The following is a 25,732-nucleotide window of genomic DNA, read 5'->3' as shown; positions in this document are numbered from 1 at the left end:
TCATTCAACTATCCTCCGCTAGCCCCCACTGCCTTATGAAACGTCTTCTGTCTGCCGCCCTGCTGCTGCTGCCGCTGCTATCCGCCTGCCGATTCGATGCCGGCACCGTTTTCTGTGAGGACGGCACCACGCCCGGCCCCCAGCTGCCGGTGCCGGCCACCATCCGCGAGCTGCAAACCCAGCTCGGGGCCGCCCGCCAGACGTTTACCTACACGCCCGGCCAAACTAATGTGTTCACCGGCGCGAAAGGCACCATCGTCACGATTCCGGGCAACGCCTTCGTGCGCAACAGCCAGCCCCTGACGGTCCCGATCCAGCTCACGCTACGCGAAATTTATAGCCGGACCGATATGGTGCTCAGCAATATGCCCACCGTTTCCAACGGCGCACTGCTGGAGTCGGCGGGGGAAGTGTTCCTGCGCGCCCTCGATCAGGACTCCACCGTGCGCATGGCTCCTGGGGCCGTCATTCAACTCCAGACCCAGAACCCACCTAACCTGACCAGCCGTGACTCCATGCGCCTGTTTGTGGCTCCGTCGGGCATGGTCCCCAACAACTGCTTCAACTGGAACCTGAACATTGATCCGGGCTCCACCCTCACGCCCACTGCCACGGGCAATACCATCACCGTCAGCAGCGTGCTCTACAACAACGGCATTGGCTGGTTCAACTGCGACCGGTTCTACAACACGCCCAACCCGCTGCCCCTTGTGGTAAATGTGCCCGCTACCAATGTGAGCCTCCTGAACACCATGGTCTTTGCCATCTTCCGGGACTTTAACGGCACGCTTTCGGTCTGCGATTTCACCGCCCCCAATGCGTTCCAGGCCCCCAACGTGCCCCAGGGAGCCCGCGTGAGCATTGTGGTCATCCGCACGGCAAACGATACGCTTTACTACGGTCGGCAGGATGGCACGGTGCAGGCCGGCACACCTTTCGCGCCCGTGCTCCAGGAAACCACCGCCGCTGCCCTGCTCACGGCCCTGAACACGTTATGATCTGAGCGCAAACGCAGGTCAAGAGACATTCCCCCGGAGCCCGGTTGCCAACACGGCGGCCGGGCTCTTTTATGCGTTTTCCCAGCCGTTATCATCCGCCATCAACTCGCCGCCGATGATGACGTGGCGGACCGGGTTTTCGCCCAGCCAGTAGGGGATTTCCTCCGCCGTAGCCACGTCCAGCACCAGTAGGTCGGCGCGCTTGCCGGGTTCCAGCGAGCCGCACTGCTGCTGCTGCCCGATGGCCCAGGCGGCGTTGATGGTGACGGCGGCCAGAGCCTCGCGGGGCGTGAGGCCCATTTTCAGGCAGGCCATGCTCAGGGCCAGCCACAGATTTTTGCTGGGGCAGGAACCGGGGTTGAAATCGGTACTCAGCGCCACCGGCAGGCCCGCGTCGATGAATTTGCGGCCCGGCGCGTAGCGCTCCTGGCGCAGAAACAGCGGCACCAGCGGCAGCAGCACCGCCACCGTGCGCCCCCCCGTAGCCCGGGCAATGCGGGCAGCCCCGGCCGCCGACAGGTAGTCGGCGTGATCGATGCTGATGGCCCCCAGCGCGGCGGCCATTTCGCAGCCGCCCAGCTCGTGGAGCTGCTCGGCATGGATTTTCAGGCCAAAGCCCAGCTCCCGGGCCCGCGTGAGGTAGTCCCGTGCCTGGGCCACGCTGAACGCGCCTTCTTCGCAGAAAATATCCACGAACGGTACTTCGGCCGGATCGAGCTGGGGCAGCACGTCGCGCGCCAGCATAGTCAGGTAGTCGGCGGGGCGGCCCGGGTACTCGGGGCCGGGCACGTGGGCTCCCAGGAAGGTGGAAACCACCCGGATGGGCTGGCGGCGGCCCGCTTCGCGGGCCACGCGCAGCAGGCGCAGCTCCGTTTCGGCATCCAGGCCGTAGCCGCTCTTGGCTTCGAGCGTGGTGATGCCGTAGCGGCGAAACCCGGCCAGGTGGCGCAGGGCGGCGGCCAGCAGCTCCGCGTCGGGGGCGGCCCGGGTGGCGCGCACGGTACTGAGGATGCCGCCGCCGCCGGCCAGAATATCCAGGTAGGACTCGCCCCGGAGCTTGCGCTGAAACTCCGCCGCCCGGTTGCCGCCGAACACCAGGTGGGTATGGCACTCCACCAGCCCCGGCAACACCACCCGCCCGGCGGCATGCACGACGCGGGTAGCGGCCGTTACCTGGGCTTCGTCCAGCTCCGCCATCGGCCCCAGGGCCACAATCCGGTCGTGGACGCAGGCGACGTAGCCATCGGTAATGATGGGCCAGTCGGCCTGGTCGGGGCCAGCCAGGGGGCCGGTGGCGGAGGTGGGGGCCAGCGTCAGGAGCTGGCCGCAGTTGCGCAGGAGCAGGGTATAGGACATGTACCAAAGATGCCCAGAACCCTCCGGATTACCGGCACTACGGGGCGCGTGCAAGCCAAGGAATGACGGCTACTTATTGTTTTTCAGCTATATAACCTAATAAAAATACACTGATCAAAATGCATCTAAATTCGGGAAAGAGGAGTTAACAGACCTACGGTGCGCACGTTACTCTACCGATAAAAAGGTAACTATAAAGTCATTAGCGCCCTATTTACCGCGCTCCTTCCTTTCTCAAAATGAAAAACTTTTTCCTTATCTGCCTTTTACTGGGAATTGCCCCCCAGGTGCGGGCCCAGTTCCCGACCAATAGTTTTGCCGTGCGCTCCGAGTGCCCGGGTAGCGCCAATAACCCATCGGTGCTGGAAATTATCAATACCGATGGATCCCTGACGCTGATTGACACCATTCGCGACGGGAGCGCCCGGCCGGTGCTCAATGCGCTGGGCAACGACGCCCAGGACCGGGACAACCTGTACGCCCTCAGCGTGGTGCAGCCCGTTACGCTGGCCAACTTCAACACACCCCCCAACCTCTACCGCGTGAGCCTGACGAGCGCCCAGGCCACCAACCTGGGGCAGGTGCTGCCGCCGCCGGCCTCCCCGGGAGGAGGCTTTGGCATCGTTCAGTACCGGCAAACCCTCAATTTTATTGGCGACGGGGATAATACGTCGAGCTACTTCGTGGGGGGGGTATCATTCAACTACAGTCTTTTTACCGGTCTTATTTCGGATTTCCGCTTCTACGTGGGGCAGGTGCAGCTGAATCCTTTCACCAGCGCCGCGCCCACCTGGCGGCTGCTCGACGTGAGTGACCCGGCCACGGCGGCCCTCATCGCGCAGTTCGCCCTCCAGACCCAGGCGTACATCAGTAGCGGCTTCAATGGCCCGGCCCCGGAAGGCGGCATCCAGGACTGGGTGTTCGATCCGGGCTCCGATCAGCTGCTGAGCTACGCCGGGCAGGATGACAAGTTCATTGCCATCAGCGGTATCCGCAGCAGCCCGGTGGCCGTCACGACTACGCCCACCACGCCCATTCCGGCCACCCAGGACATCGGCTCGATGTTTACGGACCGCTTTGGGGGCGTGTACGCCGTGAACGCGCAGGACGGCACGATTTACAAGATTGACCGCCTGACCGGCAACTGGACCGGCCAGACCTTCGGCTCGGCCCTGGGCTGCAACCGGGGCGACGCGGTGAGTTTTCCCGACGCCCTGCCCCTGCCCGTGACCCTGGTGCGGTTTGAGGTGAAGCTGAGCGGCCCAGCCGTGCGCCTGAGCTGGGCCACCGCCAGCGAGCAGGAGGCGGCCTATTTTGAGGTGGAGCGCAGCGCCACCGGCCGCAGCTGGCAGCCGGTAGCCCGGGTGGCCGCTGGCAACCAGCCCCACGGTCAGCAGTACACCGCCACCGACGCCCGCCCCCTGGCCGGCCTGGCCTACTACCGCCTGGCCATGCACGACCGGGATGGCAAAGTAGCCTACTCCTCGGTGCAGACTCTGGCCCAGGCCACCACGCTGGTAGTGTACCCCAACCCCGCCCGCGATAAGGTTGAGGTGATACTGGCCAATAGTGAGCAAGCGGCGACTCTGGACCTGCTCACGGCCCAGGGCCGGGTAGTGCGCCACCTGCAAACGCCCGGCGGCTCCACCCACGCCAGCCTGCGCACGGCCGGCCTGCCCGGCGGCGTATACCTGCTGCGGGTACAGCAGGCAGGCACCAGCTTTACTTCCCGCTTAGTGGTAGTGGGCCAGTAACAACCCCGGCCGACTACACCAGCGGACCCTTCAGTGGTTGGAACCAGTTGGTAGAACGACTGCCATTCTGAGCCCCGAAGGGTCCGCTGTATTTTTCCGTTTTCCCAGTTGCTGCTTGTGTCCGTTCTCCCTGATGCCCCGCTGATTGTTACGCTGCTGCTCGATGAAGCCACCCAGCACCGCTTCAACGCCCTGCGGCAGGCGCACTTTCCGGCGGCGCGCAACTACCTTCAGGCCCACGTTACGCTGTTTCACCACTTGCCCGGCTCCGGGTACGCGGCCGTGGCAGCCGAACTCCGGAATCTGGCCGCAACCACTGCCCCGCTTCCCGTGCAGGTAACGGGCCTGCGGTTTCTGGGCCAGGGCGTGGCCTATTCGCTCGAAAATGCCGCACTCCAGCAGCTGCACCGCCACCTGCAAACCACCTGGGCAAACTGGCTCACGCCCCAGGACCGGCAGCCGCTGCGGCCCCACGTAACGGTGCAGAACAAAGTGCTGCCCGCCGTGGCCCGGGAGCTGCACGCGCAGCTGGCCCTTACCTTTCAGCCCGGCCTGGCAACGGGCGTGGGGCTGGGGCTGTGGGCCTACCGGGGCGGCCCCTGGGAGGCGCTGGACCAGTTTGCGTTTGCGGGGAAGTAAGGCTGCGCCGGCCGCCTACCGGGGCCTGATGGTATGGGTCAGGCACTGGAACTGAGCTGGGGCACTGTCGAAGTCCTGGTGAGCCAGGCCGTGCAGCACCACCGCCGTGCTCCCGATAACCGTTACCTGCTGGTACACCAGCACCCGCCGCCCCTGCCACTGCGCGAAGCCTTCGGTTTCGTAAGTCACCAGGTCGTTGACTTTGCCCGAGGTCATTTTGCGGGCCGTATACCCCGTCAGGCCGCTCTGGCGGCTCAGGGCCTGGCGGCTGATGTCGGCGGCCGTAACCGAGGGGTTGTAGGCGCAGGTAGTCACCGTAACCAGCGGCTCCGTGCCGTAATCGGGCTTTTGCTGGCCGCCCAGCGTGTACGTGTACTGTCCCTGGCTGGCGCGGGCCAGCGCGAAGGCCGACTTCTGCTCTTCCAGCACGAACACGGTGTTGCCCAGCAGGGGGCTTGCGGCCCGGTCAGGCTTCTGGTAGGTGGCCGACAGCAGGCTGCGCCGCAGCGCGCTGCCGGTGGCCGTGTCGGCGGCGGGGTAGCGGGCATCGAGCAGCACGGCAAACGTGGAGTCGCCGAACAGCAGCTGGGCCGATTCCTGGGTGGGCGTGAGGCGCACGCGCACCAGCCGGGCCGGGTAGTCGCCGGCCGTTAGCTGCCGGTACTCCATCACCTTGCCGCCTTTGGCCTCAAACCGGGCCGGACTGAAACCCGCCGCCTGCCGGAAGTAGTTGCTGCCCTTCAGATCCAGCACCTGCAAGGCGGCTCCGCCGTGGCGCACCCCCGTGAAGCCGGCCGCAGCCCCGAAGCCAGCCGGCGGCACCAGCCACACCTGAGTACCGGCAATGGCCTGGGTAGCCAGGGCCTGGGTCCAGGCCGATTCAGGTATCAGCCACAAGCCGACTCCTACACTCACAGCTGCCACAACACGACTTCTCATTGCTACTCTACCTGAATCAGTAAGGGATGCCGGCGCCAGGGCCGCCCAGCTGCAAGGTAGGCAGGAATTGGCCTCCACGGGCATTCAGGAGCCGAAGAAGCCGGCCGGGGCCGCTAGCTCAGGTGAGCCGCAGTGCTGAGGGCAGTGCGCTGGAAATCGTTCAGCAACAGCCGCAGCTCCTCGTCCCCGACGGCCGGCAACGACGAACCGGGGTCCGGGCAGCCATTCGCCGAAGGCTGGGCCGGGCCGTTGACGATGGCCGTCAGCCAGGTATCGAACTGCCGGTGCCTGATGGGGCCGTTGGCCAGCACTTGCAGGCGGGCATGGCGGCAGTCGGTCCGGATGCGGGCGAACAGACAGTCCAGAATGGGGGCCGGGCCTTCCATAACTTGCAGGAAGCGGCGGCCATCGTACCAGAGCATCCCCGTAATACCGGCCGCCTGGTTGCGCTGGCGGGTGTGGTGCATGAGCTGCCCCAGCTGCCCTTCGGAGAAAACTATCAGGGCCGTACTCTGGTAAATGAGGTGGTGTAGCATCTGCGTATAGTTTGTGCTGGCTCCTGTTGACAAAAGCGTTGGTAGAACTTACGCAACTCACCCCCTCAGAAACAGCGCGCTTTCGTTCTGTTTTGAGCCGCAAACCGTCCCATTCTGAGGAATTCATCCCGAATTCGCACTTTCCTCCTACCCCCTACCGATGAACGCTCTTTTGCTGATCGACATTCAGAACGATTTCATGCCCGGCGGGACCCTGGCCGTACCCGAGGGCGACGCCATTCTGCCCTTGGTTAACCGGCTGCAACCGCAGTTCGAGCTGGTGGTGGCCACCCAGGACTGGCACCCGGCCGGCCACGGCAGCTTTGCCAGCCAGCACCCGGGATGCCGGCCCTTCGAGCAGGGCGAGCTGCACGGCCTGCCCCAAACCCTCTGGCCCGACCACTGCGTGCAGGGCAGCACCGGAGCCGAACTGCACCCGGCCCTCAGCCAGCACCGCCTGGAGGCCATCTTCCGCAAGGGTACCGACCCGGCCATCGACTCCTACAGCGCCTTCTTCGACAACGGCCACCGCAAAAGCACCGGCCTGGCCGATTACCTGCGTGGCCGGGGCGTGAGGCGGGTATACCTGGCGGGCCTCGCGGCCGATTACTGCGTGTATTTCTCCGCCAAGGATGCTCTCGGGAAGGGCTTCGGGGTCTTCTTCGTGGAAGATGCCACCCGCGCTATTTCCGCCGAAGGCTACCAGCAGGCCCGCCACGACCTGGCGCAGCGGGGGGCGCGGTTCATTACGGCGGCGCAGGTGCCCTAGCCAGGCTGGCGGGCCACCAGGGAGTACACCAGCGGCAGCTTGCCGGGCAGGTGGGCGAACTGGTAGCGCCGCTCCCCCACCGCCACCAGCCCCGCGAAGCAGTTGTAGGGCGAGTAGTCGTACTCGTCGAAGTGCTCTATTGCCAGGCCCAGCCGCAGCAACGCCCCCAACACCTCGCTCAGACTGTGGTTCCAGCAAACCGACGTTTCCTGCAACGGCGCGTTCCGGTCGGTGTAGGTGCCGGTTTCCTGCTCCACGATGGTTTCGCGGTTGAAGTAGGCGTACTCAATACGGTTCAGCCCATTATCGAACATCCACACGAATGGGTGGAACTCCACCAGCACCAGCCGGCCGCCCGGGCGCAGGAACCGGGCCACTACGGCCGCCCACCGGTCCAGATCGGGCAGCCAGCCCAGCACGCCGTAGGTGGTGAATACCACATCGAACGACTGGTGCAGTAAGGCAGGCAGGTCGTACACGTCGGCGCAGATAAACTCGGCCCCGAGGCCCAGCTGCTCGTTGAGGCGGCGGGCGTGGGCAATGGCTTCATCGGCCAGGTCCACGCCCGTTGCGTGGGCCCCGAGGCGGGCCAGGGCCAGCGTATCCTGTCCGAAATGACATTGCAGGTGCAGTACCCGCTGCCCGCTCACGTCGCCCAGCAGAGTCAGCTCGATGTCGTTCAACGAGGTTTTACCGGCCACGAACCCGGACACATCGTAGAACGCCGACTGCACGTGGTACGCCGTTTTGGCATTCCAGAGGCGGCGGTTCAACTCGGCGTAGTTGGCGGGGTAGTCGGGCATGCGGAGCGGGGAAACAAAGGGAGCCGTGTATAACCGACAACTCCTGGAAGGGCATTTCGCGGGTTTGGGCAAACTCGCGGAGCAGGGCCAGCACGGCCGGGCTCAGGTGACGGCTGCGGGCGGCCGGGAAATCGGCGTGGGCCGGGTTGCAGTAGCCCGCCAGCCGGGCAAACGCCTCGGCGTTGGCCACCACAAAGCCCATCGACCAATCGGGGAATTCGCGGTGGGCGGAGGGGCCGTCGGCCAGCTTGACAACGGCCGTGTGCCGATAATCGTGCTCAATATGCGCGCAAAGGCTTTCCACGGCTTGCTGCTCGCCTTCCAGCACCTGCAAAATGGGGCCTTCGCTGTAGAGCAGCACGCCCGTAATGGCGCATTGCTCATTGCGCAGACGCCACGGCAACAGCAGCTCTTGCAACATGGCCTCATTCAACTATTCAACTATCCAACAACTGTACTCAGGTATACGATATGATGCATGACCGGGCGATTGACGAACCGGGGATGCGGCGGCGGTGGCCAGGCGGTCTGCCAGCGCTCAGGGGGCAATCTGCTCCGGGGAAGTTGCGGAAAATTTGCTGCTTCCCCACTACCCGTTGGCGGCGGCCGATAATTTTTGCCGGTTCTTGCGGGTAGTTAACTCCGCTTGCCCCGGGCTTTTTTTCATTTACTACGCTGCTGCCGCATGTCCATTGCCTTTCCCGACTTCGTGCCCGCGCAACTTCCGCAGGTGCTTTCCACTGTTGCCATCGTGGCGGGCAGTGTGGTAGCGGGCTGGTTGCTGAAGCTGGCGGTGTTTGGCCTGCTCACGGCCTACGTGCGCCGCGAGCCGGCCCCGTTGCTGGCCAGTTCCGTGTTGCGCCACCTGCGCCAGCCCAGCGCCTGGTTTTTTCCGGTGCTGGTGCTCTCCTTCCTGCTGCCCCTCACCCCACTCACGGCCCGCACTCTGGAAGTAGCCCGCCGCCTCGTCGAAACGGCCCTGCTCACCACCTTCGCCTGGGGCCTGGTGAAAACCGTGGACGTAATCCAGGACCTGGTCCAGCAGCACTACCGCATCGCCCACGCCACCGACAACGGGGACAACCTGCGGGTACGCAAGCTCTTCACCCAGCTGCAATTCGTAAAAAAACTGGTAGTCTCGCTTATCATCTTCGTGGCCGTGGCCCTGGTGCTGATGAGCTTCGCCACGGTGCGCAAAATCGGGACGGGCCTGCTCACGTCGGCCGGCATTGCCAGCGTCATCATCGGTTTCGCGGCCCAGAAATCCATCGGCAACCTGCTGGCCGGCTTTCAGATTGCCTTCACCCAACCCATCCGCCTCGACGATGTGCTGGTAGTGGAGGGCGAGTGGGGCCGGGTCGAGGAAATCACGTTCACCTACGTGGTGCTCTGCATCTGGGACGAGCGGCGGCTGGTGCTGCCGCTCAACTACTTCATCGAGAAGCCCTTCCAGAACTGGACCCGCAGCACGGCCCACCTGCTGGGCACCGTGTTTCTGTACACCGATTACTCGATTCCGGTGGAGGCCGTGCGGGCCGAATTGCAGCGCCTGGTGGCCCAACACCCGCTCTGGGACCAGCGCGTGTGCGTGCTCCAGGTCACGGATTCCAAGGAGCGCACCCTGGAGCTGCGCTGCCTGATGAGCGCCCGCAACTCCGGCGACGCCTTCGATCTGCGCTGCGACATCCGCGAGCAGCTGGTGGCTTTCATTCAGCAGCACCACCCCGAAAGCCTGCCCAAAACCCGCGCCCTCACCGAGCCCACCGACCAGCCCTTTTCGCCGGCACCGATTGGGGCGGTTGGCTAGCGTAGCACTGCCGCGCCGGGGCAAATAAAATCCGGCCGGCGGGCGGGCGGGTCAGCGTCAAACTGCCCTCGGCGGCCTTACCTTTGCCAAGTCCGGCCGTGCCGCCGGAAACTGCCATTTGCCGCATGATTCGCCTCGAATACTTCACCCCCGCCGATTTTCCGCAACTCATTTCCTGGATTACCGATTCCCGCCTGCTCATGAACTGGTCGGGCGCGCTGTTCAGCTTCCCGCTCACCGAGGAGAAGCTGGCCTGGTACCTGGAAGATACCAACGACCCGCTTACCTCCGACGCCCTGATTTACAAGGCCATTGAGAGCAACACCGGCGAGGTAGTAGGCCACATTTCCCTGGGTGGCATCAGCCGCAAAAACAGCGCGGCCCGCATCAGCCGGGTGCTGGTGGGCCACAACACGGCCCGCCGCCGGGGCATCTGCCAGGGCATGATGAAGGCCCTGCTGCGCATCGGCTTCGAAGACCTGGGCCTGCACCGCATTGATTTGGGCGTGTACGACTTCAACCACGCTGCCATTGGCTGCTACCAGAAAGCCGGTATGCACCAGGAAGGGCTTTCCCGCGACATTCTGCGCTACGAGAACGAATACTGGAGCCTCATCGAGATGAGCATGCTCGACCACGAGTGGCATGCCCGGCAAACCCCGCTTCAGCCCGCCGCTCAGCAAGTGCCTACTCCGCTGCTTGCTCCGCTGCCCGCGCAGCTACCCATGGTGGCGGAAAGCCAGGCCGCCTAGCCCACTGCCCTTACAGGCCGTGCTGATTGGGGCGCGCCGTTACTCCGGGTGTGCGCCGGGAGCGGCGGCGCGCGTTTCGTTGGGCCGGTGAGCGTTGGATTTCGGCGCGGAAGCAGCGGCAAAGTGAGGGCCGGCCGTTACCTTTTCCCCTTGCGGCCGTACTTCCTACATCCTATTCCGACTTGCCCTATGAGCACCACCAGCCTACCTTCTCCCCTCACCACCGACGTAGTCCTGATCGGGGCCGGCATCATGAGTGCCACCCTGGGCCTCATGCTCAAGGAGTTAGACCCCACCCTGAGCATTACCATTTTTGAGCGCCTGGATGTGGCCGCCGCCGAAAGCTCCGATGCCTGGAACAACGCCGGCACCGGCCACTCGGCCTTCTGCGAGCTGAACTACACGCCCGAAAAGCCCGACGGCTCCATCGACATCAGCAAGGCGCTCAAAATTGCCGAGCAGTTTGAGGAGAGTAAGCAGTTCTGGGCCTACCTCACGGAGCAGTACGACGTGCAGGAAATTCAGCGCTTCATCAACCACATCCCGCACATGAGCTTCGTGTGGGGCCACGAGAACGTAGAATTCCTGCGTAAGCGCTACGCGGCCCTCACCCAGTCGGCCCTGTTCAAGGGGATGCTGTTCAGCGAGGACCGCACCGAGTTGCAGGACTGGATTCCGCTGGTGATGGACGGCCGCGACCCGGCCCAGCCCGTGGCCGCCACCCGCATGGACCTGGGCACCGACGTGAATTTCGGCTCCCTGACCCGGGGCATGTTCGCGCTGCTCCAACAGAAACCCGGCGTCACGTTTCACTTCCACCATGAGGTGGAAAAGCTGCGCCACAAGTTTGACGGCACCTGGGGGGTGCAGGCCGAAAACCGCCACACCGGCGAAGAGCTAAAGGTGCGGGCCAGGTTCGTGTTCATCGGGGCGGGGGGTGGCTCGTTGCCGCTGCTCGAAAAATCGGATATTCCGGAGGCCGAGGGGTTCGGGGGCTTCCCGGTGAGCGGCCAGTGGCTGCGCTGCACCAACCCCGCCATCATTGCCCGCCACGAGGCCAAGGTGTACGGCAAAGCGTCGGTCGGCTCACCGCCCATGTCGGTCCCCCACCTCGATACGCGCGTAATCGACGGCGAAAAACAGCTGCTGTTCGGCCCTTACGCCGGTTTCAGCACCAAGTTCCTCAAAACCGGCTCCTACTTCGATTTGCCGGCCTCCATCCAGTTGGGCAACGTACGGCCCATGATTATGGCCGGCCTCAAAAACCTCTCGCTCACCAAATACCTCATCCAGCAGGTGCGCCAGTCGCCCCAGGACCGGGTGGCGGCCCTGCGCGAATACATGCCCGAGGCCCAGGCCCAGGATTGGGAGCTGGCCATTGCCGGCCAGCGCGTGCAGGTCATCAAAAAGGATAAAAAAGAAGGCGGCGTGCTCGAATTCGGAACCGAAGTGGTAACGGCCGCCGACGGATCCATTGCCGCGTTGCTGGGCGCTTCGCCCGGGGCTTCCACGGCCGTGAGCATCATGCTGAATCTGGTGCAGCAGTGCTTCCCGCAACAGGCCGCCTCGCCCGAGTGGCAGGCCAAATTCCGCACCATGATTCCTTCCTTCGGCCACCACCTCGCCGCTGAGCCCGAACTGGTGGCCCAAATCCGGCAGCGCACCAGCGCCGTGCTGGGCCTGGTGGAACCGTCCTCGGAACAGGTTAGCAGTTAGGACTTAGAAAGCACGTCATTCCGAGCTGGCCGAGGAATCACGTGCTGGTTTAGGAGGATACCACCCAACAGCCCGTCAGATTTCCGGCAGGAACACTTCTGCCAGCATGCACCGCACGCTGCCTCCTCCGATGGTTTCGATGGTAGGAATGGCGAGGGGCAGCAGCGTGGCGTGGCGGCTTAGCCGGGTCCGCTGCTCCGGGGTGAGGGCATCGTGGGCGCTTTGCGAGAGGGCCAGCAGCACGGGGCCGGGGGTGGGTTGCAGGGCCAGCATGTTGCCGGCAAAGCGCGCCACCTGGGCCAGGGAAATGTCCACGATTTCGTGGCCGGTTTCGGTCAGCGAGTCCGTAACAAGGGCGCGCTCGGGGAGGTCCGGAATGCTTTCCAGGCACACCACTGCGAAGCCCGGCCCGATGCTGAGCATCACGTTGGTGTGGTAAATTTCCTGGCCCCGGGCATCCACGGACCGAAACGGCACCGGCCGGTAGCCCAGCCGGGCGCAGACTTCGGCCAGCAAACCGGGTTCGGTACGGGGCGAAAGGCCGGCGTAGGCCCGGCGGTTTTCATGGTCGAAAATGATGCTGCCGGTGCCTTCCAGAAACCGACCCGCGTCTTCGGTTCCCGACCAGTCCAGCACCTCCCCCACCCGAAACTCGCGGGCCAGGGCCGCAATAATATCGGGCCGGCGCTCGGGGCGGCGGTTGGGCGCGCACATCGGGTAGAGGCCCACCCGGCCATCGGCGTGCAGGCTGAGCCAGTTATTAGGGAACACGGCATCGGGCTTGGCAGGCGCCGCCGTGTCGTCGAAGACGAGTACCCGCACGCGGTGGTTGCGCAGGGTAGCGACCAGAGCCTCGAACTCGGCGGCGGCCCGGGCTTCGGTCTGCACGGCGCTCAGGTGGCCCGGCAGTTGTTGGAAATGGTTGGAAGCGGCCGTTTCGGCATTGAAGCCGAAGCTAGCAGGCCGAACGACGAATACGGTGGAAGCAGCTTGTTTCATGCGCCCAAGCTACGGCAAAGGCCTTGGAATTCCGACCCGCAGCCAAGCTACCGGGCCAACTGTTGCATAATAAAAAAGCACGCTTCCGGGTGGAAACGTGCTTTTTAAGCTAACGAAAGCGGGCTGTACTAAGCGCGACGCACTTTAACAGCGTTCAGGCCCTTGCGGCCCTGCTCCACTTCGAATTCTACCTTGTCATTGTCGCGGATTTCGTCAATGAGACCGGTTACGTGTACGAAGATGTCTTCGCCGGTTTCGGCGTTGTTGATGAAACCAAACCCTTTGGTCTCATTGAAAAATTTTACGGTTCCCGTCTGCATGATGCTTTGTAGGAGGTGATGGATGATGAAGCAAGCAGCAGCGGAACCCTATTACTAATTCAACACTCTGAATTATGATAGCGACTCGTTGGCGATTTGCCTTTTAACAGTGTAAAGGTATACTTTATTTCGACAACCGGGCAGCAAGCTCCTCAGATAGGGCAGGAAATATCTCCTGACGATGGCAGCGCGGGCCGATTTCGTTGTTCTGGGGCGCATCTTCCCCCTTGCAGAATGCCGCCGCCTTGCAGGAGCCTCCGCTGAAATGCGCTGACGGGCATCGCCAATCCGCCGGGCCGGGCCGGCGCAGCCCGGCCGCTGCCCGGCGCGGGGCGCTCCTGACTTCTGGGGTGCCGGTGGTCAGCGGGCGCGAAATAAGCCGGCTGGCCGCGTCGAGCGCCGTTACATCTGGATTCCTTCATTGACGCAGAATGACCTGAGCAATTCGTTCAGTGCCTCATCGGCTTCGGGGGCACGGGTGCTGGGCAAGCCAAGCCGGTCGGGGTTCAGATAGCCCATCAGGCGCGTGAAATTCTCCTCTGACAGCTCCTGAAACCTCATCGACCACCCGGCAAAGGTGCGGCGCGGCATCGGGCCGTCCGAGAGCTTGATGACATTTCTGTGGCGGGAGTCCGACTCGATAACGCCGAACATTTTGCGGATCGTGGCAGCTTCTCCCTCCAGCACCTGGAGGTAGTTGCCATTGCCGTACAGCAGCAGGCCCGTAATACTGAGGCGGTTATTGTTGGCGCGCGACTGCTGGAGCAGGTAGCGCAAATCGGCGGTAGTGGGCTGCCCTATCGCCAGACTGTGGTACACGATATGGTACATAGTGCGGGGGCTTTGCTTGGGTTGTTGCCGGCGGCCGGCCGGGCTCCTTACCTACCGGCCGCAAGCAATAGTAATAATACAAATAATTCACCCTCTCATTTATAATCCTGCGCCATAACCCCTAAGCCCATCAGGGTGAGCAGGAGACCCGCCGGGCGACTAACGCCCGTACCGGCCTGCGGCGGTGGTGCAGGCGCCAACGGCCCGGCTTCGGTAGTGCCCCGCAACTCGGCTTGCAGCCGGCCGTTGAATACGCGTGGCGCTGCTGCCAACGGGAAAAACTCAGGGGGACTTTTTTTCGACAGTGTAGCCTCCTTTGCGGCGGCTCCTTTCTTCTTTACTCATGACCACACCTACTTTACCACCAACTGCCCAACGGGCGGCGCAAGTGCCCAGCGTTGTGCTGGCCGGGGCCACCGGCGCCCTGGGCCTGCTCATTGCCCACCACCTGCGACGACGCGGAGCCACCGTGCGGGCTCTGGTGCGGGCGCAAAGCAATACCGGGGCGGAGGCAGAATCGTTGCGCCTCCAGGGGGCAGAGGTGGTGGTGGTGAATTACGACAGCGTGGCCGACCTCACCCGGGCCTGCCAGGGAGCCGGCTGCGTGGTTTCGGCTTTGAACGGGCTGCGCCCCATCATCGTGGACGCCCAGACGCGGCTGCTGGCGGCGGCCGTAGCTGCCGGGGTGCCGCGCTTCATCCCCTCCGATTTTTCGGCCGACTTTTCCCGCCTGCCCGAAGGCAGCAACCGCAACTTCGATTTACGCCGCGAGTTTCAGCGCCACCTCGATCAGGCTCCTATCCAGGCCACGTCCATTCTCAACGGCATGTTCATGGACCTGCTCACCGGCCAGGCTCCGGTGGTGCTGACGGGGCCGCGCCGGGTGCTGTACTGGGGCTCGGCCGATCAGCCCCTGGATTTCACGACGCTGGTGAACACGGCCGATTTCACGGCCGCCGCCGCTCTCGATGCCACCACGCCCCGCTACCTACGCGTGGCCGGCGAGGTAGCCAGCATCCGGGACCTGCGCGAGGCCGCCACGGCGGCTACGGGCCACCGGTTCCGGCTACTGCGGGCCGGCAGCCTGGGCCTGCTCGGCACGCTCATCAAAGTCAGCAAAGCCCTGGCACCCGCCCCCGATGAGGTATTTCCGCCCTGGCAGGGCATGCAGTACCTGCACAACATGCTCAGCGGCCAGGCCAAGCTGGCCGGCCCCCTCGACAACGCCCGCTACCCCGACATCCGCTGGACGCCGGTGCGGGAGGTGCTGGCGCGCGGCCAGTAGCAGCTACCCGCCTTCTTGCCCGCACCAGCTGCGCGGGTCCGGGGGGGCACTGATCCGGCTTCCGAAGCTCGCCGTCCGGCATTAGTACCTGCTGTTACGCAGTAGCCGTTGAAGCATTCGTTTTTCGTTGCTCGTTTTTCGGGGCTGATTGGTTACTGAAGGTAAATCAGCCCCAAAAAACGAGCACCGAGCACCGAAAAACGACCTGCCACCGCAGATACCGGAAGCAACTTGCGTAACAGCAGTTAGTACTATAAACAGGCCCCGGTTGTCCGGTGCGCAGGAACTGCTCCTGCGTACCGGACAACCGGGGCCTGTTTTATGCCGGGTGAGTTGGCGTTACTCCTTCGCCACCAAGTCCATTTTGCACTTGGGGCACTGGCCGGGCTGGGCGCTGGTGACCTCCGGGTGCATGGGGCAGGTGTAAACGGTGGCCATTCCCTCGGCGGGCAGGGCAGTAGAGTCGGCGGCCGGAGTGGCAGGCGTGTCGGTGGTGGCTTCGGTGGCGGGCTGGTTTTCGGAGCAGGCGACGGTGCCAAAGGTGAGGGCTACCAGGGCCAGGGCCGCGAGAAAGAACTTTTGCATGAGCTTGAAAAAAAAGAGTGAAAGAAAAAAAGTGCCAAAAGATGAGGACTGAACCGCAGTCCTCCACGGAAAACAGATGAGGCGGCCGGCACCGGGCGCACTCAGAGCGGGACGCCGTTCATGGTTTCGGCGCTGCCCTGGCGGAGCGTCCATTCGCTTTGCAGCAGGTAGGCCCCGGTGGTAACCACCCGCGCCCCGGGCTCCAGACCGGCCAGGATGGGCACTGCGGCGGCCGTGGCCGCGCCGGTACGCACCCGCACCCGGCGGAACTGCCGCTCGCCGGTTTGCGCCCATACGTAGCTGGCCGCGCCTTCGTGCAGCACTGCCGCCGGGGGCACCACCAGTCCGGCCGGGGCACCCGGGGCGGTTGGCGCAGCCGGGGCCAGCAGCACGTTGGCCTGGCTCCCGGGCTGCAAGCGCCCGTCCGGATTGGCCAGCTCAATGCGCGCCAGCGTTATCTGACTGGTGCCACTCAGCTCGGGGCTCAGGAAGATCACCTTACCACGCCGGGGTTGGGCCTCGCCGGCGACCTGCACGGCTACGGGGCGGCCCACCGGCAACCGGGTCGCGTCGGCCGGGTAAAGCTGGGCTTCCACCCACACCGTGCCCAGGTCGGTGAGCGTGAGCAAGGGGCTGCCTTCGGCCACGTACTGGCCCTGCACCACGCGCAGGGTTTGCACGGTGCCGGTGCCGGGACTGTAGTAGGTGACCAGCGGCGGGGCCGTGCCGCGGGCGGCCAGCCGGCGCAGCTGCGCGGCCGTAACGCCGAGCAGGCGCAGTTTCTGGGCGGTGGCTTCGGCAAACTGCTGGTAGGTGCCGCCCGCCGCCCGGCTCTGGGCCAGGGCCAGCACGTACTGCTGCTGCAACATCTGCAACTGCTCACTATAAACCGAAAACAGTGGGGTTCCCTGGCGCAGCACCTGCCCGGTCTGGCGCACGAACAGCTTTTCCACCCGTCCCGCTACCCGGCTGCTCACGGTAGTCGTGCGGCGGGCATCGGCCACCACGGTGCCGGTGAGTACGGACGGGGCCGCCGGGGCCGTTGGGGAAGCCGGGGCCGGGCCAATGGTCTGGGTCCGGATGTTGGCCAGCTGCACCTGCTGGGCCGTCAGCGTCAGCTCACCGGCCCCCGCGCCGGCCGGGGCGGCGGACTTGGGCACCAGGTCCATGTGGCAGATGGGGCAGCTGCCGGGCGTGGCCGACAGCACCTGCGGGTGCATGGGACAGGTGTACTGGGTGGCCGTGGCCGCCGGAATGGGCGCGGCTTTTACGGCAATCAAATCCATGTGGCAGATGGGACAGCTGCCGGGGCTGTCCTGGTGTATCTGCGGATGCATGGAGCAGGTGTAGTAGGTAGCGGCGGCGGCCGTTTCGGTAGCGGGCGCGGCCTTGCGGCAGGCGGCGGCCCCAAGCAGCAGCAGCAGCAGCAAAGTCAGCAGCGCCCACCCGCGCCGGGGCGCGGCGCGCGTCAGCCGGCGCGGGGCAACGGGCGGCGGATCAGCGAGGGGTCGGAGCTGTTGCATCGGGAGCAGTAGTTTGAACAAAACCTTCACTATCTATCAGGTACTGGCCGTTGGCGGCTACGTCTTCCGTACCCGCCAGACCGCTGAGCACCTGCACCTGGGTGGCAGTGCGCTGGCCCACCCCCACGGGTACCGCCACAAAGGTGGTCCCGCGCCGTACGAAGACTACCTGCCGGGTGCCCAGGTCGAGCACGGCGGTGCGGGGCAGCCAGAAGGAGCCGGCAGCAACCGGGGCAACTTCCGGTATCAGCTGGCCGCGCAGGCGCTGGCCCTGGCGCAACCTACCGGCCGGGTTGGGCAGGTACACGCGTACACTGGCCACGCTGGCCCCGGCCCGGTACTCGGGTTCCACCAGCTCCAGGCGGGCCGTGCGGGGCGGCAGGCTGGTTCCCTCGGCCCGCACGCGCAGTTGCTGGCCGGGCCGCAGCCGGGCCAGCTCGGCGAGCGTGGGCTGGAAGATACCCCACACCTGAGCGGTGTTCACCACCTGAAACAGGGTTTGGCCGGTGGCTACGTAGGTGCCCTCCGTCAGGCTAAGCTGGGCAGATGATGCGGGAACGGCGGCCGGGGCCGGTGCGGGGGCCGGGGCTCCTCCCCCACTCATGCCGCCGCCCATGCCGCCGCCGCCGGCCAAAGCGGCCGACGCGGCGGGGTTGGGGGCAGCCGGCGCGGCGGGTGTTTCCACTACGTAGCCGTCGTAGGGGCTGAACAGGGCTACCCGGTACCCGGGCCGACGGGTGCGGGCCAGCTCGCGCAGCTGCCCGTCGGTGAGGCCCAGCAGGCGCAGCTTCTGGCGGGCTCCGCTCACGAGCACCGTGTTGGCGGCATCGTTGGTGAGCAGGAAAATATACTCCTGCTCGGCCGTCACCAGCTCGGGACTATAAAGCTCGAGCAGCTTCTGGCCCCGGCGCACGGGCTGGTAGTTGTAGCGCACCAGCAGCCGCTCGATGCGCCCCCCGAAGCGGGCGGCCACGGCCCGGCTGCGGCGCGGGTCGTACTCTACCACCCCGGGCAGCACGAGTGTATCGGCAGTACCCAGGGCGGCGGCGGCGGGGCGCACGGTAGCCAGGGCGGCCAGCACGGCCTGGTCGGGCGAACTCAGCACGTTGCTCAGGCCGGGTTCGGCAACGGCGGCGGCGTTATCGAGCACTTTGGGCACCAGGTCCATCCGGCAGATGGGGCATTGGCCGGGGGCGGCGCGCACAATCTGGGGGTGCATGGGGCAGGTGTAGCGGGCCGCCGCCGAAGCCGCCACCGGCKGGGCCGGGGCCGCCGACTCGGGGCCGTGGGCCTGGCCCTGGCAGCCGGCCAGGGCCAGGCCCAGCACGAGTACCACGGCAACTCCGCGCAGCCGGCGGCGGCTTCGGCCGTTATTGTTCAAGTTCCTGATCATAGCGGACGCGGAGTATCAGCAGTTGCTGCTGGGTATCGAGGTAGGTGAGGCGCATTTGCAGCCAGGTTTCCAGCGCTTCCACCACGGCCGGCAGCTGGGCCGTGTTCTGCTCGTAGGCCAGCAACGTAACCTGGTAATTCTTGCGCAACGCGGGCAGAACTGCCTTCTCGAAGCTGGCCACCTGCTCGCGGCGGGTTTGCAGATCCGATTGCAAGGCGCGGATGCGGCCGGTGGCCTCGTTGAGCAGACTGGCGCGCTGCTGCTGCACGGCCCGGGCCTCGTAGCCCAGGGCGGCCGTGTTGGCGCGGTACTCGCGGGCCGCCCAGGGCGCAATCGGCAGCGTAACCATGCCCATGAGCGAAAACTGGTCGGGCCGGGGGCCGATGCCGTTCATGTGGTCGTAGCGGATGCCAAAATCGGGGCGGCGGCGGTTGGCTTCCACGTCCTGGCGCAGGCGCAGCACTTGCAGGCGCTCATCGAGGCCGCGCACGTCGCTGCGGCGGGCGGCCAGGGCCGTCGTGTCGGGATCCGGCCCGGCGGCGGCTTCGGGCAGCAGGGTGTCTACGGCCAGGGCGGCGGCGGCGTCGCGGGCCATCAGGGTGTTGAGGGCAATGGTGTTGCCGCGCAGCTGGCCGTAGAGCCGGGCGTGGTCGTTGTCGTGCATCGCCACCCGGGCCTGGGCCTGGTAGATGCTGCCGAGCGTGCTCTGGTTGTAGGGGTAGCGGGCCTGGGCAATTTTGAGCAGAAACTCCAGCAGCTTCTGGCTCTCGTCGAGCACGCGCAGCTGGCGGGTGAGGATGACCTGGGTGAAGTATCGTTCCCGGGCCTGGGCGCGCAGCTGGTTGTAGAGGCTGCGCTGGTCGGCCTGCTCCACGGCGGCCTGGCCCGTCAGGTAGGCGCGGCGGCTGCGCTGCTTGGCCGGGTTCGGAATCATCTGCTCCACCGACACCATACGCATACCCCGCTCGCCGGCCATTTCGGCGCCGCCGGGCGCGCGGTAGGGCTTCATGAAGTAGCCGGCGCTGAGCTTGGGCGCTTCCCAGCTGCTGGCCCCCGCCACGGCCGCTTCCCGGGCCTGGCTGCGGTAGTCGTACTCGCGCAGGGCCGGGTTGGCGCGGGCCACCGCGCGCAGCACCGAATCCAGGGGCAGCACCTGCTGGGCGCGGGCCAGCGGAGTACTGGTCAGCAGCAGTAAGAGGAAGAGAAGTATCCGGTTCATGGTCGTCGTGCTGGTGTGGACCTCACCCCCCGGCCCCCTCTCTTCGGGGAGAGGGGGAGCCACGGCGGCGCGGTTGCTTTTATCAGGTATCGAGGCGGTTCTTCAATTCAATGCTGAACGAATTCGGGTTCGGGTTGATACAAAAATCTGCTGGCTCCCCCTCTCCTTTTTCGGAGAGGGGGCCGGGGGGTGAGGCGCACCGTCAGAACGGACTGCCTCTGCCCCTTGAAGGGTCCCGTGAGGTCAATGCGTCACGTCCAGCACGTCCAGCTTGCCGAATTTGCGCAGCTCGTACTCCTTGGTCATCAGGAAAATCAGGGGCGTAACGAGCAGAATGTGGGTCGACGACGTGAACACGCCGCCAATCATAGGCAGCACGATGGGCAGCATCACATCGGAGCCCGTACCGCTGGCCCAGAGCACCGGCACCAGCCCGAACAGGGCCACCGACACGGTCATCAGCTTGGGGCGCAGGCGCTTGGCAGCCCCGTTGAACACGGCCTCGCGCAAATCCTGCCGGGTAATTGTCTCGCTCGAATTGCCCTTACGGGCCACCAGCTGCTGCATGGCATCGTTGAGGTAAATAACCATGATGACGCCCGTTTCCACGGCCAGCCCGAACAGGGCAATGAAGCCCACGGCCACGGCCACCGACAAATGCACCCCGTAGAAATACACCATGTAGGCCCCGCCAATGAGGGCAAACGGGATGGTAACCAGGCTCAGCAGGGCCTCGCGCACCGAGTGAAAGGCGAAGTACAGGCACCCGAAAATCACGAGCAGCACGAGGGGCAGAATCAGCAGCAGGGTGCGCTGGGAGCTGATCAGGTTCTCGTACTGCCCGCTCCACTCCAGGTAGTAGCCGGCGGGCAGGCGGCCATTAAGCTGCTGCACCCGCTCCATGGCCTCCTGCACCGTGCTGCCCAGGTCGCGGCCCCGCACGTTGAAGAGCACGGCCCCGCGCAGCTGGGCATTTTCGGAGTTGATCATGGGCGGGCCGTTCTCAAAGCGCAGCGTGGCTACGGCCGACAGCGGCACCGGTCCGTAGGCGGTCGTCTGGATAGGAATGCGCTCCAGGGCGGCCAGGCTGTTGCGGAAATCCTCCGCCAGCCGCACATTGATGCTGAAGCGGCGGCGGCCCTCCACGGTGCTGGCCACCGGCGCGCCCCCGATGGCCGTTTCCACTACCTCGTTCACCTGGTCTACGCTTAGGCCGTAGCGGGCCAGCTGGGGCCGGTTGAGGTCGACTTGCAGGTATTTGCCGCCCGTGATGGGGTCCACGTACAGGTCCTGCACGCCCGGCACCCCATTCAGGGCCGCCCGCACCTGCTGCGACACCCGGTAAATGGTATCGAGCTGCTGGCCGTACACTTTCACGCCCACATCGGTCCGGATACCGGTTGAGAGCATGTTGATGCGGTTGATGATGGGCTGGGTCCAGCCGTTGACGACGCCCGGAATCTGGAGCTTCTGGTTGAGCTCCTCGATGAGCTTGGCCTTGGTCAGGCCGGCCCGCCACTCACTGCGGGGCTTGAGCTGGATGATGGTTTCAATCATGCTCAGCGGGGCGTTGTCGGTGGCGGTGCTGGCCCGGCCGGCCTTGCCCAGCACGCCCTTCACCTCCGGCACCTGCATAATAATCTTGTCCTGGACCTGCAAAATGCGCTTCACCTCGGTGTTCGACACGTCGGGCTGGGTGATGGGCATGAACAGAATCGAGCCCTCATCGAGCGGGGGCATGAACTCGGTGCCCAAACTCAGCAGCAACGGAATGCTGATGGCCAGCAGTGCCAGGTTGATGCCGATGGTGGTTTTGCGCCAGGTCAGGCACCAGTTAATCAGGGGCGCGTACACCCGCTCCAGGCCCCGGTTGAGGGGGTTTTGCTCCTCGGTCTTGAACTTGCCTTTCATAAAAAAAGACAGCAGCACCGGGGCCAGCGTCACGGCCAGCACGGCATCAATGAGCAGGATAAACGTTTTGGTGTAGGCCAGCGGATGAAACAGCTTGCCCTCCTGCCCGGTGAGCAGAAAAACCGGCAGAAACGACGCCACAATGATAATCGTGGAGAAGAAAATGCCCCGCGACACCTGCTTGCTGGATTTCTCGATGATGGCGAGACGCTCGTCGTTGGTCATTTGGTGGAGTCTTGAATGATGTTCAACGATTCGCCTCACCCCCCGGCCCCCTCTCCTCAACAGGAGAGGGGGTGCCAAGCGTTAGAAGCGAAACCGGTGTCCCCTCTCCTGTTGAGGAGAGGGGGTCAGGGGGTGAGGCGCGACGCCTGCTTAAGGCTCCCCGCTCCCACTCGCAGCGGCTTCCTCCGCCGCCTGGTGCAGGGCCAGGTTGCGGTAGGCATTTTCGGCCATCACGATGCCGTTGTCCACAATCACGCCGATGGCCAGGGCAATGCCGGTGAGCGACATGATGTTGGAGGAGATATCGAAGGCGTTGAGCAGGATGAAGCTGGCGGCAATGGTTATCGGAATCTGGAGCAGGATGCTCAGGGCGCTGCGCCAGTGGAACAGGAACACCAGCACCACCACCGATACCACCGCCATTTCCTCGAGCAGCGTGTGCCGGATGTTGGTCACCGATTCCTCAATCAGTCCGCTGCGGTCGTACACGATGTTGAACGACACGCCCGCCGGCAGGCCCTTGGCCACGTCCTGCATCTTGGCCTTCACGCGCCGGATTACCTCGTCGGCGTTTTCGCCGTAGCGCATCACCACAATACCGCCCACGGCCTCGCCCTGGCCGTTATAGTCGAAAATACCGAGGCGGCTTTCGCCCGTCATCTGCACCGTGCCCAGGTCTTTGAGGCGCAGGGGCACGCCGCCGGGGCGGGTGAGCACCGGCACGTTTTCCAGGGTGGCCACGTCCTGGATGTAGCCATTGGTTTTGATGATGTAGCCCACGCCGGCCTGCTCGAATTTGCGGCCGCCGGCCTCGTTGTTGTTGCTGCGCACGGCGGCCAGCACTTGGGGCAGGCTCACGTTGTAGTAGGTAAGCTTGGTGGGGTCCACGGTTACCTGGTACTCGGGCTGGAAGCCGCCGAAGCTGGCTACCTCACTCACCCCGGGCACCGTTTGCAGCCCGAATTTCACGTACCAGTCCTGGAGGGCGCGCTGCTCGCCCAGGTCCAGCTTGGGGGCCGTGAGGGTGTACCAGAGCACGTGGCCCACGCCCGTACCATCGGGGCCGAGGGTGGGCGTGATGCCGGCCGGCAGCAGGCGCTGGGCGTAGTTGAGGCGCTCCAGCACCCGCTCCCGGGCCCAGTAAATGTCGGTGTTGTCGTTGAAAATGACGTACACGAAGCTCATGCCGAACATGGAGGCAGCCCGCACGGCCTTCACCTCGGCCAGCCCCTGCAAGTTGGTCACCAGCGGGTAGGTCACCTGGTCCTCAATAATCTGGGGACCGCGGCCCATCCACTCCGTAAACACGATAACCTGGTTTTCGGACAGGTCGGGGATGGCGTCGATCTTGCTGGCCCGCACCGCCAGCGAGCCCCACACCAGCAGCACGCCCGCTAGCAGCAGCACCAGCACGCGGTTGCGCAGGGAAAAGGAAATAAGCCGTTCAATCACGCTTTTTGGCTTTTAGCTGACAGCTGTTAGCCGTTAGCTTTTTTCGACCGAATTCAGGATGGGTCGAAATCCTGGCTGGCGGCGTTTCTGAACCTAAGAGCCAACAGCTTACCGCTATCAGCTAACAGCTCAAACACAAGCCACAAAAGCCCACGGCCGAGGGGCCGGGGGCAAGGCAGAAAACCAGGAAGCTAGATCAGGAAGGCGTGGCCGCGCACGTAGGCGGGGCACCGGGGCGGCGGGGCAGCCGTGGCGGCGCCCCGGGTAAGCGGCTCTTCGGCCGGATAGGTAAGGGCCAGGCGCAGGGCCAGCCGCAGGGCCGGCGGGGCGGGCAGGGCCACGGCCGCCGGCAGCTTGAGCTGGGCACTGGCCAGCTTCACGTCCTTGAGCGTGCTGCTTACCTGCTCGTTGTGGCAGCAGCCTTTTGTGGGCTTCGTGCGGCCCGCGCAGCAGTCCGGAGGCTCCTCCCCTGCCCGCAGCGACACACCCGTTACCTGCTCCCCACACAGGTGCAGACTGTAGACCAGTCCGGGACTGGCCAACAGGTAGGCAACGAGCAGGAAAAAACCGGTGAAACGTTTCACATTGCAAAGTAAGCAAGCCAACGCGGCAAAGATACGCGCAAACCGGCCGAAAGGGAAAAACCGAGGCCGCCCGATTGCGCCGCCCCCCAACCCCACGCGCCTGGCATGTTGTTGGGGGAGCAAAAAAAACAGCGCCCCGGGTAATGAGCGCTGGTTTTACGGGTCGAATAAGCTGCCTAAACCGGCTGGGCCTCGAAGCCGGCCTCCACTATCAGCGCTACTACCTGGGCGGCCGTCAGGTCGCCGGTTACGGTCAGGGTTTTGGCGGGGTTGGCGGTATCTACCTCCCACTTGGCAATGGCTTTTTCGCCGTTGAGCGTGGGCGTTACGGCCTTAACGCAGCCGCCGCAGTTGATGTTGGTCTTGAATTGGAGCGTATCCATCAGCAAAGAAGTTCGAGGTGAAAAGAGAAGCGGCCGCCACGCGGCCTTTTGTGCTAGGGTACAATAATACGGCCACCCCATGGTTCAGGGCGTACAGGATTCACCCGAAATCATGCACATTCCCGGCCACCGGGTGCGACGCGGCGGCAGGCTGCGGCCTCCCAGGTAAACACCTGCCAGTTTTTTGAACAGGTGTTTACCTATGAGGTAAACACCTGCCGCTTTTTTGGACACGTGTTTACCTCATAGGTAAACACCTGCCGTTTTTTTGAACAGGTGTTTACCTATGAGGTAAACACCTGCCGTTTTTTTGGACAGGTGTTTACCTGGGGGCGGAGGCATTGTGGGGGCGGCCCGTATCTGGTAGGCGCCCGGCTGCTCCCCGTTATCCTCCCGCCCGCTATGACGGCTGATCCGCGCCGCCGCCCCCTGGCCCCACCAACACTGAGCGCCACGGCGAAACCCGCCCGCCTCCCCGACTTTCTGCGCCGGCTGAAGCAGGCAGCCACTACGGCAATGGCAAGCGCGACCTGGGGCTGCACCCAGACGGCACGGCCGACTCGCCGCTGGGCCTTATCTTATCTAGCCCAAGTGCGGCGGGAGCTTATTGAAACGACGTGGGGTGCGAAGCAAAGCCCCGCACCCCACGTCGTTTCAATAAGCTCCCGCCGCACTTGGGTTATGCAGGCGTAGGACTTCCGCAAAAAGAGGCCATCGGCAACGCCAAGCGAAGCGGCAGCTGTGCTATACGGCGGTTTCCGCCACCTGTCTTCCGCGTAAGTCCTGTGCGGTTGTGGGTGGCAGTATAGGGCTACCGCACCAAATAGGGTGATTTTGGCTGGGATGGTACCTTCGTCAGATGAACTTGCACCACCATTTTGCCGACGTCCAGGACTTTCGCGTAGCGGGTCGCTGCTCCCACGCCCTGAGCGACATTTTGCTTATCGTCCTGC

General features: G+C 64.6%; 24 protein-coding genes. 8 read left to right on the top strand and 16 right to left on the bottom strand.

The window, feature by feature from the left end; translation table 11 throughout:
- The first annotated feature begins 35 nt into the window (after positions 1-35).
- Positions 36-998, top strand: a complete 963-nt coding sequence (locus tag D0T11_RS12385; protein ID WP_119656109.1) for a hypothetical protein — start codon at positions 36-38, stop codon at positions 996-998.
- A 69-nt stretch (positions 999-1,067) separates the two neighbouring features.
- Here D0T11_RS12385 and hutI read toward each other — a convergent pair whose 3' ends face one another.
- Positions 1,068-2,354: an imidazolonepropionase gene (gene hutI, locus D0T11_RS12380; RefSeq protein ID WP_119656108.1), complete on the bottom strand. Its 1,287-nt coding sequence runs from the start codon at positions 2,352-2,354 to the stop codon at positions 1,068-1,070.
- A 239-nt stretch (positions 2,355-2,593) separates the two neighbouring features.
- On the opposite strand from hutI, the gene D0T11_RS12375 reads away from it, so the two are divergent.
- Together D0T11_RS12375 and D0T11_RS12370 are read left to right on the top strand one after the other, a co-directional pair.
- Complete coding sequence (locus D0T11_RS12375; RefSeq protein ID WP_119656107.1) at positions 2,594-4,108, top strand: T9SS type A sorting domain-containing protein; 1,515 nt, start codon at positions 2,594-2,596, stop codon at positions 4,106-4,108.
- A gap of 117 nt (positions 4,109-4,225) precedes the next feature.
- Positions 4,226-4,747 (top strand): 2'-5' RNA ligase family protein, encoded by a 522-nt coding sequence (locus tag D0T11_RS12370; protein WP_119656187.1) that lies wholly within the window; start codon positions 4,226-4,228, stop codon positions 4,745-4,747.
- A gap of 15 nt (positions 4,748-4,762) precedes the next feature.
- Here the strand turns inward: D0T11_RS12370 and D0T11_RS12365 are convergent, their stop codons facing one another.
- Complete coding sequence (locus D0T11_RS12365; RefSeq protein WP_119656106.1) at positions 4,763-5,644, bottom strand: hypothetical protein; 882 nt, start codon at positions 5,642-5,644, stop codon at positions 4,763-4,765.
- A 155-nt stretch (positions 5,645-5,799) separates the two neighbouring features.
- Positions 5,800-6,222 (bottom strand): BLUF domain-containing protein, encoded by a 423-nt coding sequence (locus D0T11_RS12360; protein ID WP_119656105.1) that lies wholly within the window; start codon positions 6,220-6,222, stop codon positions 5,800-5,802.
- 160 nt (positions 6,223-6,382) lie between these two features.
- Here D0T11_RS12360 and pncA point away from each other — a divergent pair, with 160 nt between their 5' ends.
- Positions 6,383-6,991: a bifunctional nicotinamidase/pyrazinamidase gene (gene pncA / locus D0T11_RS12355; protein WP_119656104.1), complete on the top strand. Its 609-nt coding sequence runs from the start codon at positions 6,383-6,385 to the stop codon at positions 6,989-6,991.
- Here pncA and D0T11_RS12350 read toward each other — a convergent pair.
- Both D0T11_RS12350 and D0T11_RS12345 read right to left on the bottom strand, forming a co-directional pair.
- The gene (locus tag D0T11_RS12350; RefSeq protein WP_119656103.1) at positions 6,988-7,794 is read right to left on the bottom strand and encodes a class I SAM-dependent methyltransferase; all 807 of its coding nucleotides are present in this window, start codon (positions 7,792-7,794) and stop codon (positions 6,988-6,990) included. The genes pncA and D0T11_RS12350 overlap by 4 nt on opposite strands.
- Entirely contained in the window at positions 7,682-8,215 is a 534-nt protein-coding gene (locus D0T11_RS12345) for a BLUF domain-containing protein (RefSeq protein ID WP_119656186.1), read from the bottom strand. Before D0T11_RS12345 ends, D0T11_RS12350 begins: the two co-directional genes overlap by 113 nt.
- 264 nt (positions 8,216-8,479) lie before the next feature.
- On the opposite strand from D0T11_RS12345, the gene D0T11_RS12340 reads away from it, so the two are divergent.
- The 3 genes from D0T11_RS12340 to D0T11_RS12330 all read left to right on the top strand — a co-directional run bounded on the left by D0T11_RS12340 (position 8,480) and on the right by D0T11_RS12330 (position 12,069).
- On the top strand, positions 8,480-9,601 hold the full coding sequence (locus D0T11_RS12340) for a mechanosensitive ion channel family protein (protein WP_119656102.1): 1,122 nt from the start codon (positions 8,480-8,482) through the stop codon (positions 9,599-9,601).
- Positions 9,602-9,726: 125 nt separating this feature from the next.
- Positions 9,727-10,353: a GNAT family N-acetyltransferase gene (locus tag D0T11_RS12335; protein WP_119656101.1), complete on the top strand. Its 627-nt coding sequence runs from the start codon at positions 9,727-9,729 to the stop codon at positions 10,351-10,353.
- A gap of 189 nt (positions 10,354-10,542) precedes the next feature.
- Complete coding sequence (locus D0T11_RS12330) at positions 10,543-12,069, top strand: malate:quinone oxidoreductase (protein WP_119656100.1); 1,527 nt, start codon at positions 10,543-10,545, stop codon at positions 12,067-12,069.
- A 75-nt stretch (positions 12,070-12,144) separates the two neighbouring features.
- Here the strand turns inward: D0T11_RS12330 and ctlX are convergent, their stop codons facing one another.
- The 3 genes from ctlX to D0T11_RS12315 all read right to left on the bottom strand — a co-directional run bounded on the left by ctlX (position 12,145) and on the right by D0T11_RS12315 (position 14,219).
- The gene (gene ctlX / locus D0T11_RS12325) at positions 12,145-13,068 is read right to left on the bottom strand and encodes a citrulline utilization hydrolase CtlX (RefSeq protein WP_119656099.1); all 924 of its coding nucleotides are present in this window, start codon (positions 13,066-13,068) and stop codon (positions 12,145-12,147) included.
- Positions 13,069-13,196: 128 nt separating this feature from the next.
- Entirely contained in the window at positions 13,197-13,388 is a 192-nt protein-coding gene (locus D0T11_RS12320; RefSeq protein ID WP_019949498.1) for a cold-shock protein, read from the bottom strand.
- A gap of 402 nt (positions 13,389-13,790) precedes the next feature.
- The gene (locus tag D0T11_RS12315; protein WP_119656098.1) at positions 13,791-14,219 is read right to left on the bottom strand and encodes a BLUF domain-containing protein; all 429 of its coding nucleotides are present in this window, start codon (positions 14,217-14,219) and stop codon (positions 13,791-13,793) included.
- Positions 14,220-14,562: 343 nt separating this feature from the next.
- On the opposite strand from D0T11_RS12315, the gene D0T11_RS12310 reads away from it, so the two are divergent.
- Positions 14,563-15,504, top strand: coding sequence for an NmrA family NAD(P)-binding protein (locus D0T11_RS12310; protein WP_119656097.1), 942 nt, complete (start codon positions 14,563-14,565; stop codon positions 15,502-15,504).
- 339 nt (positions 15,505-15,843) lie between these two features.
- On the opposite strand, the gene D0T11_RS23150 is transcribed toward D0T11_RS12310, so the two are convergent.
- The 8 genes from D0T11_RS23150 to D0T11_RS12270 form a co-directional block, all read right to left on the bottom strand.
- A complete protein-coding gene (locus D0T11_RS23150) occupies positions 15,844-16,089 on the bottom strand; it encodes a heavy metal-binding domain-containing protein (protein ID WP_119656096.1) in 246 nt (81 codons plus the stop codon).
- Positions 16,090-16,190: 101 nt separating this feature from the next.
- Positions 16,191-17,612 (bottom strand): efflux RND transporter periplasmic adaptor subunit, encoded by a 1,422-nt coding sequence (locus D0T11_RS12300; RefSeq protein WP_182888375.1) that lies wholly within the window; start codon positions 17,610-17,612, stop codon positions 16,191-16,193.
- Positions 17,587-19,005, bottom strand: a complete 1,419-nt coding sequence (locus D0T11_RS12295) for an efflux RND transporter periplasmic adaptor subunit (RefSeq protein WP_147374636.1) — start codon at positions 19,003-19,005, stop codon at positions 17,587-17,589. Before D0T11_RS12295 ends, D0T11_RS12300 begins: the two co-directional genes overlap by 26 nt.
- Positions 18,983-20,287, bottom strand: a complete 1,305-nt coding sequence (locus D0T11_RS12290; protein WP_147374635.1) for a TolC family protein — start codon at positions 20,285-20,287, stop codon at positions 18,983-18,985. The genes D0T11_RS12295 and D0T11_RS12290 overlap by 23 nt, the downstream gene beginning before the upstream one ends.
- 180 nt (positions 20,288-20,467) lie before the next feature.
- Positions 20,468-22,399, bottom strand: a complete 1,932-nt coding sequence (locus tag D0T11_RS12285) for an efflux RND transporter permease subunit (protein ID WP_262681974.1) — start codon at positions 22,397-22,399, stop codon at positions 20,468-20,470.
- Between the two features lie 111 nt (positions 22,400-22,510).
- Positions 22,511-23,812: an efflux RND transporter permease subunit gene (locus D0T11_RS12280; protein ID WP_119656093.1), complete on the bottom strand. Its 1,302-nt coding sequence runs from the start codon at positions 23,810-23,812 to the stop codon at positions 22,511-22,513.
- A 191-nt stretch (positions 23,813-24,003) separates the two neighbouring features.
- Positions 24,004-24,396 (bottom strand): HYC_CC_PP family protein, encoded by a 393-nt coding sequence (locus tag D0T11_RS12275; RefSeq protein ID WP_119656092.1) that lies wholly within the window; start codon positions 24,394-24,396, stop codon positions 24,004-24,006.
- Between the two features lie 176 nt (positions 24,397-24,572).
- On the bottom strand, positions 24,573-24,779 hold the full coding sequence (locus D0T11_RS12270) for a heavy-metal-associated domain-containing protein (RefSeq protein ID WP_119656091.1): 207 nt from the start codon (positions 24,777-24,779) through the stop codon (positions 24,573-24,575).
- Between the last annotated feature and the right edge of the window lie 953 nt (positions 24,780-25,732).

The sequence above is a fragment of the Hymenobacter rubripertinctus genome (assembly GCF_003583925.1).
Classification (GTDB): Bacteria; Bacteroidota; Bacteroidia; order Cytophagales; family Hymenobacteraceae; genus Hymenobacter; species Hymenobacter rubripertinctus.
This window is presented reverse-complemented; position numbering and strand designations above follow the sequence as displayed.

What these genes read in the sequence shown, in the direction of transcription:
- D0T11_RS12335 (WP_119656101.1), top strand. Translation starts at nt 9,727, where the DNA reads ATGATTCGCCTCGAATACTTCACCCCCGCCGATTTTCCGCAACTCATT.
- D0T11_RS12340 (WP_119656102.1), top strand. Translation starts at nt 8,480, where the DNA reads ATGTCCATTGCCTTTCCCGACTTCGTGCCCGCGCAACTTCCGCAGGTG.
- D0T11_RS12360 (WP_119656105.1), bottom strand. Translation starts at nt 6,222, where the DNA reads ATGCTACACCACCTCATTTACCAGAGTACGGCCCTGATAGTTTTCTCC.
- D0T11_RS23150 (WP_119656096.1), bottom strand. Translation starts at nt 16,089, where the DNA reads ATGCAAAAGTTCTTTCTCGCGGCCCTGGCCCTGGTAGCCCTCACCTTT.
- D0T11_RS12310 (WP_119656097.1), top strand. Translation starts at nt 14,563, where the DNA reads ATGACCACACCTACTTTACCACCAACTGCCCAACGGGCGGCGCAAGTG.
- D0T11_RS12375 (WP_119656107.1), top strand. Translation starts at nt 2,594, where the DNA reads ATGAAAAACTTTTTCCTTATCTGCCTTTTACTGGGAATTGCCCCCCAG.
- D0T11_RS12270 (WP_119656091.1), bottom strand. Translation starts at nt 24,779, where the DNA reads ATGGATACGCTCCAATTCAAGACCAACATCAACTGCGGCGGCTGCGTT.
- D0T11_RS12330 (WP_119656100.1), top strand. Translation starts at nt 10,543, where the DNA reads ATGAGCACCACCAGCCTACCTTCTCCCCTCACCACCGACGTAGTCCTG.
- D0T11_RS12320 (WP_019949498.1), bottom strand. Translation starts at nt 13,388, where the DNA reads ATGCAGACGGGAACCGTAAAATTTTTCAATGAGACCAAAGGGTTTGGT.
- ctlX (WP_119656099.1), bottom strand. Translation starts at nt 13,068, where the DNA reads ATGAAACAAGCTGCTTCCACCGTATTCGTCGTTCGGCCTGCTAGCTTC.
- D0T11_RS12385 (WP_119656109.1), top strand. Translation starts at nt 36, where the DNA reads ATGAAACGTCTTCTGTCTGCCGCCCTGCTGCTGCTGCCGCTGCTATCC.
- D0T11_RS12345 (WP_119656186.1), bottom strand. Translation starts at nt 8,215, where the DNA reads ATGTTGCAAGAGCTGCTGTTGCCGTGGCGTCTGCGCAATGAGCAATGC.
- D0T11_RS12315 (WP_119656098.1), bottom strand. Translation starts at nt 14,219, where the DNA reads ATGTACCATATCGTGTACCACAGTCTGGCGATAGGGCAGCCCACTACC.
- D0T11_RS12350 (WP_119656103.1), bottom strand. Translation starts at nt 7,794, where the DNA reads ATGCCCGACTACCCCGCCAACTACGCCGAGTTGAACCGCCGCCTCTGG.
- D0T11_RS12300 (WP_182888375.1), bottom strand. Translation starts at nt 17,612, where the DNA reads ATGCAACAGCTCCGACCCCTCGCTGATCCGCCGCCCGTTGCCCCGCGC.
- hutI (WP_119656108.1), bottom strand. Translation starts at nt 2,354, where the DNA reads ATGTCCTATACCCTGCTCCTGCGCAACTGCGGCCAGCTCCTGACGCTG.
- pncA (WP_119656104.1), top strand. Translation starts at nt 6,383, where the DNA reads ATGAACGCTCTTTTGCTGATCGACATTCAGAACGATTTCATGCCCGGC.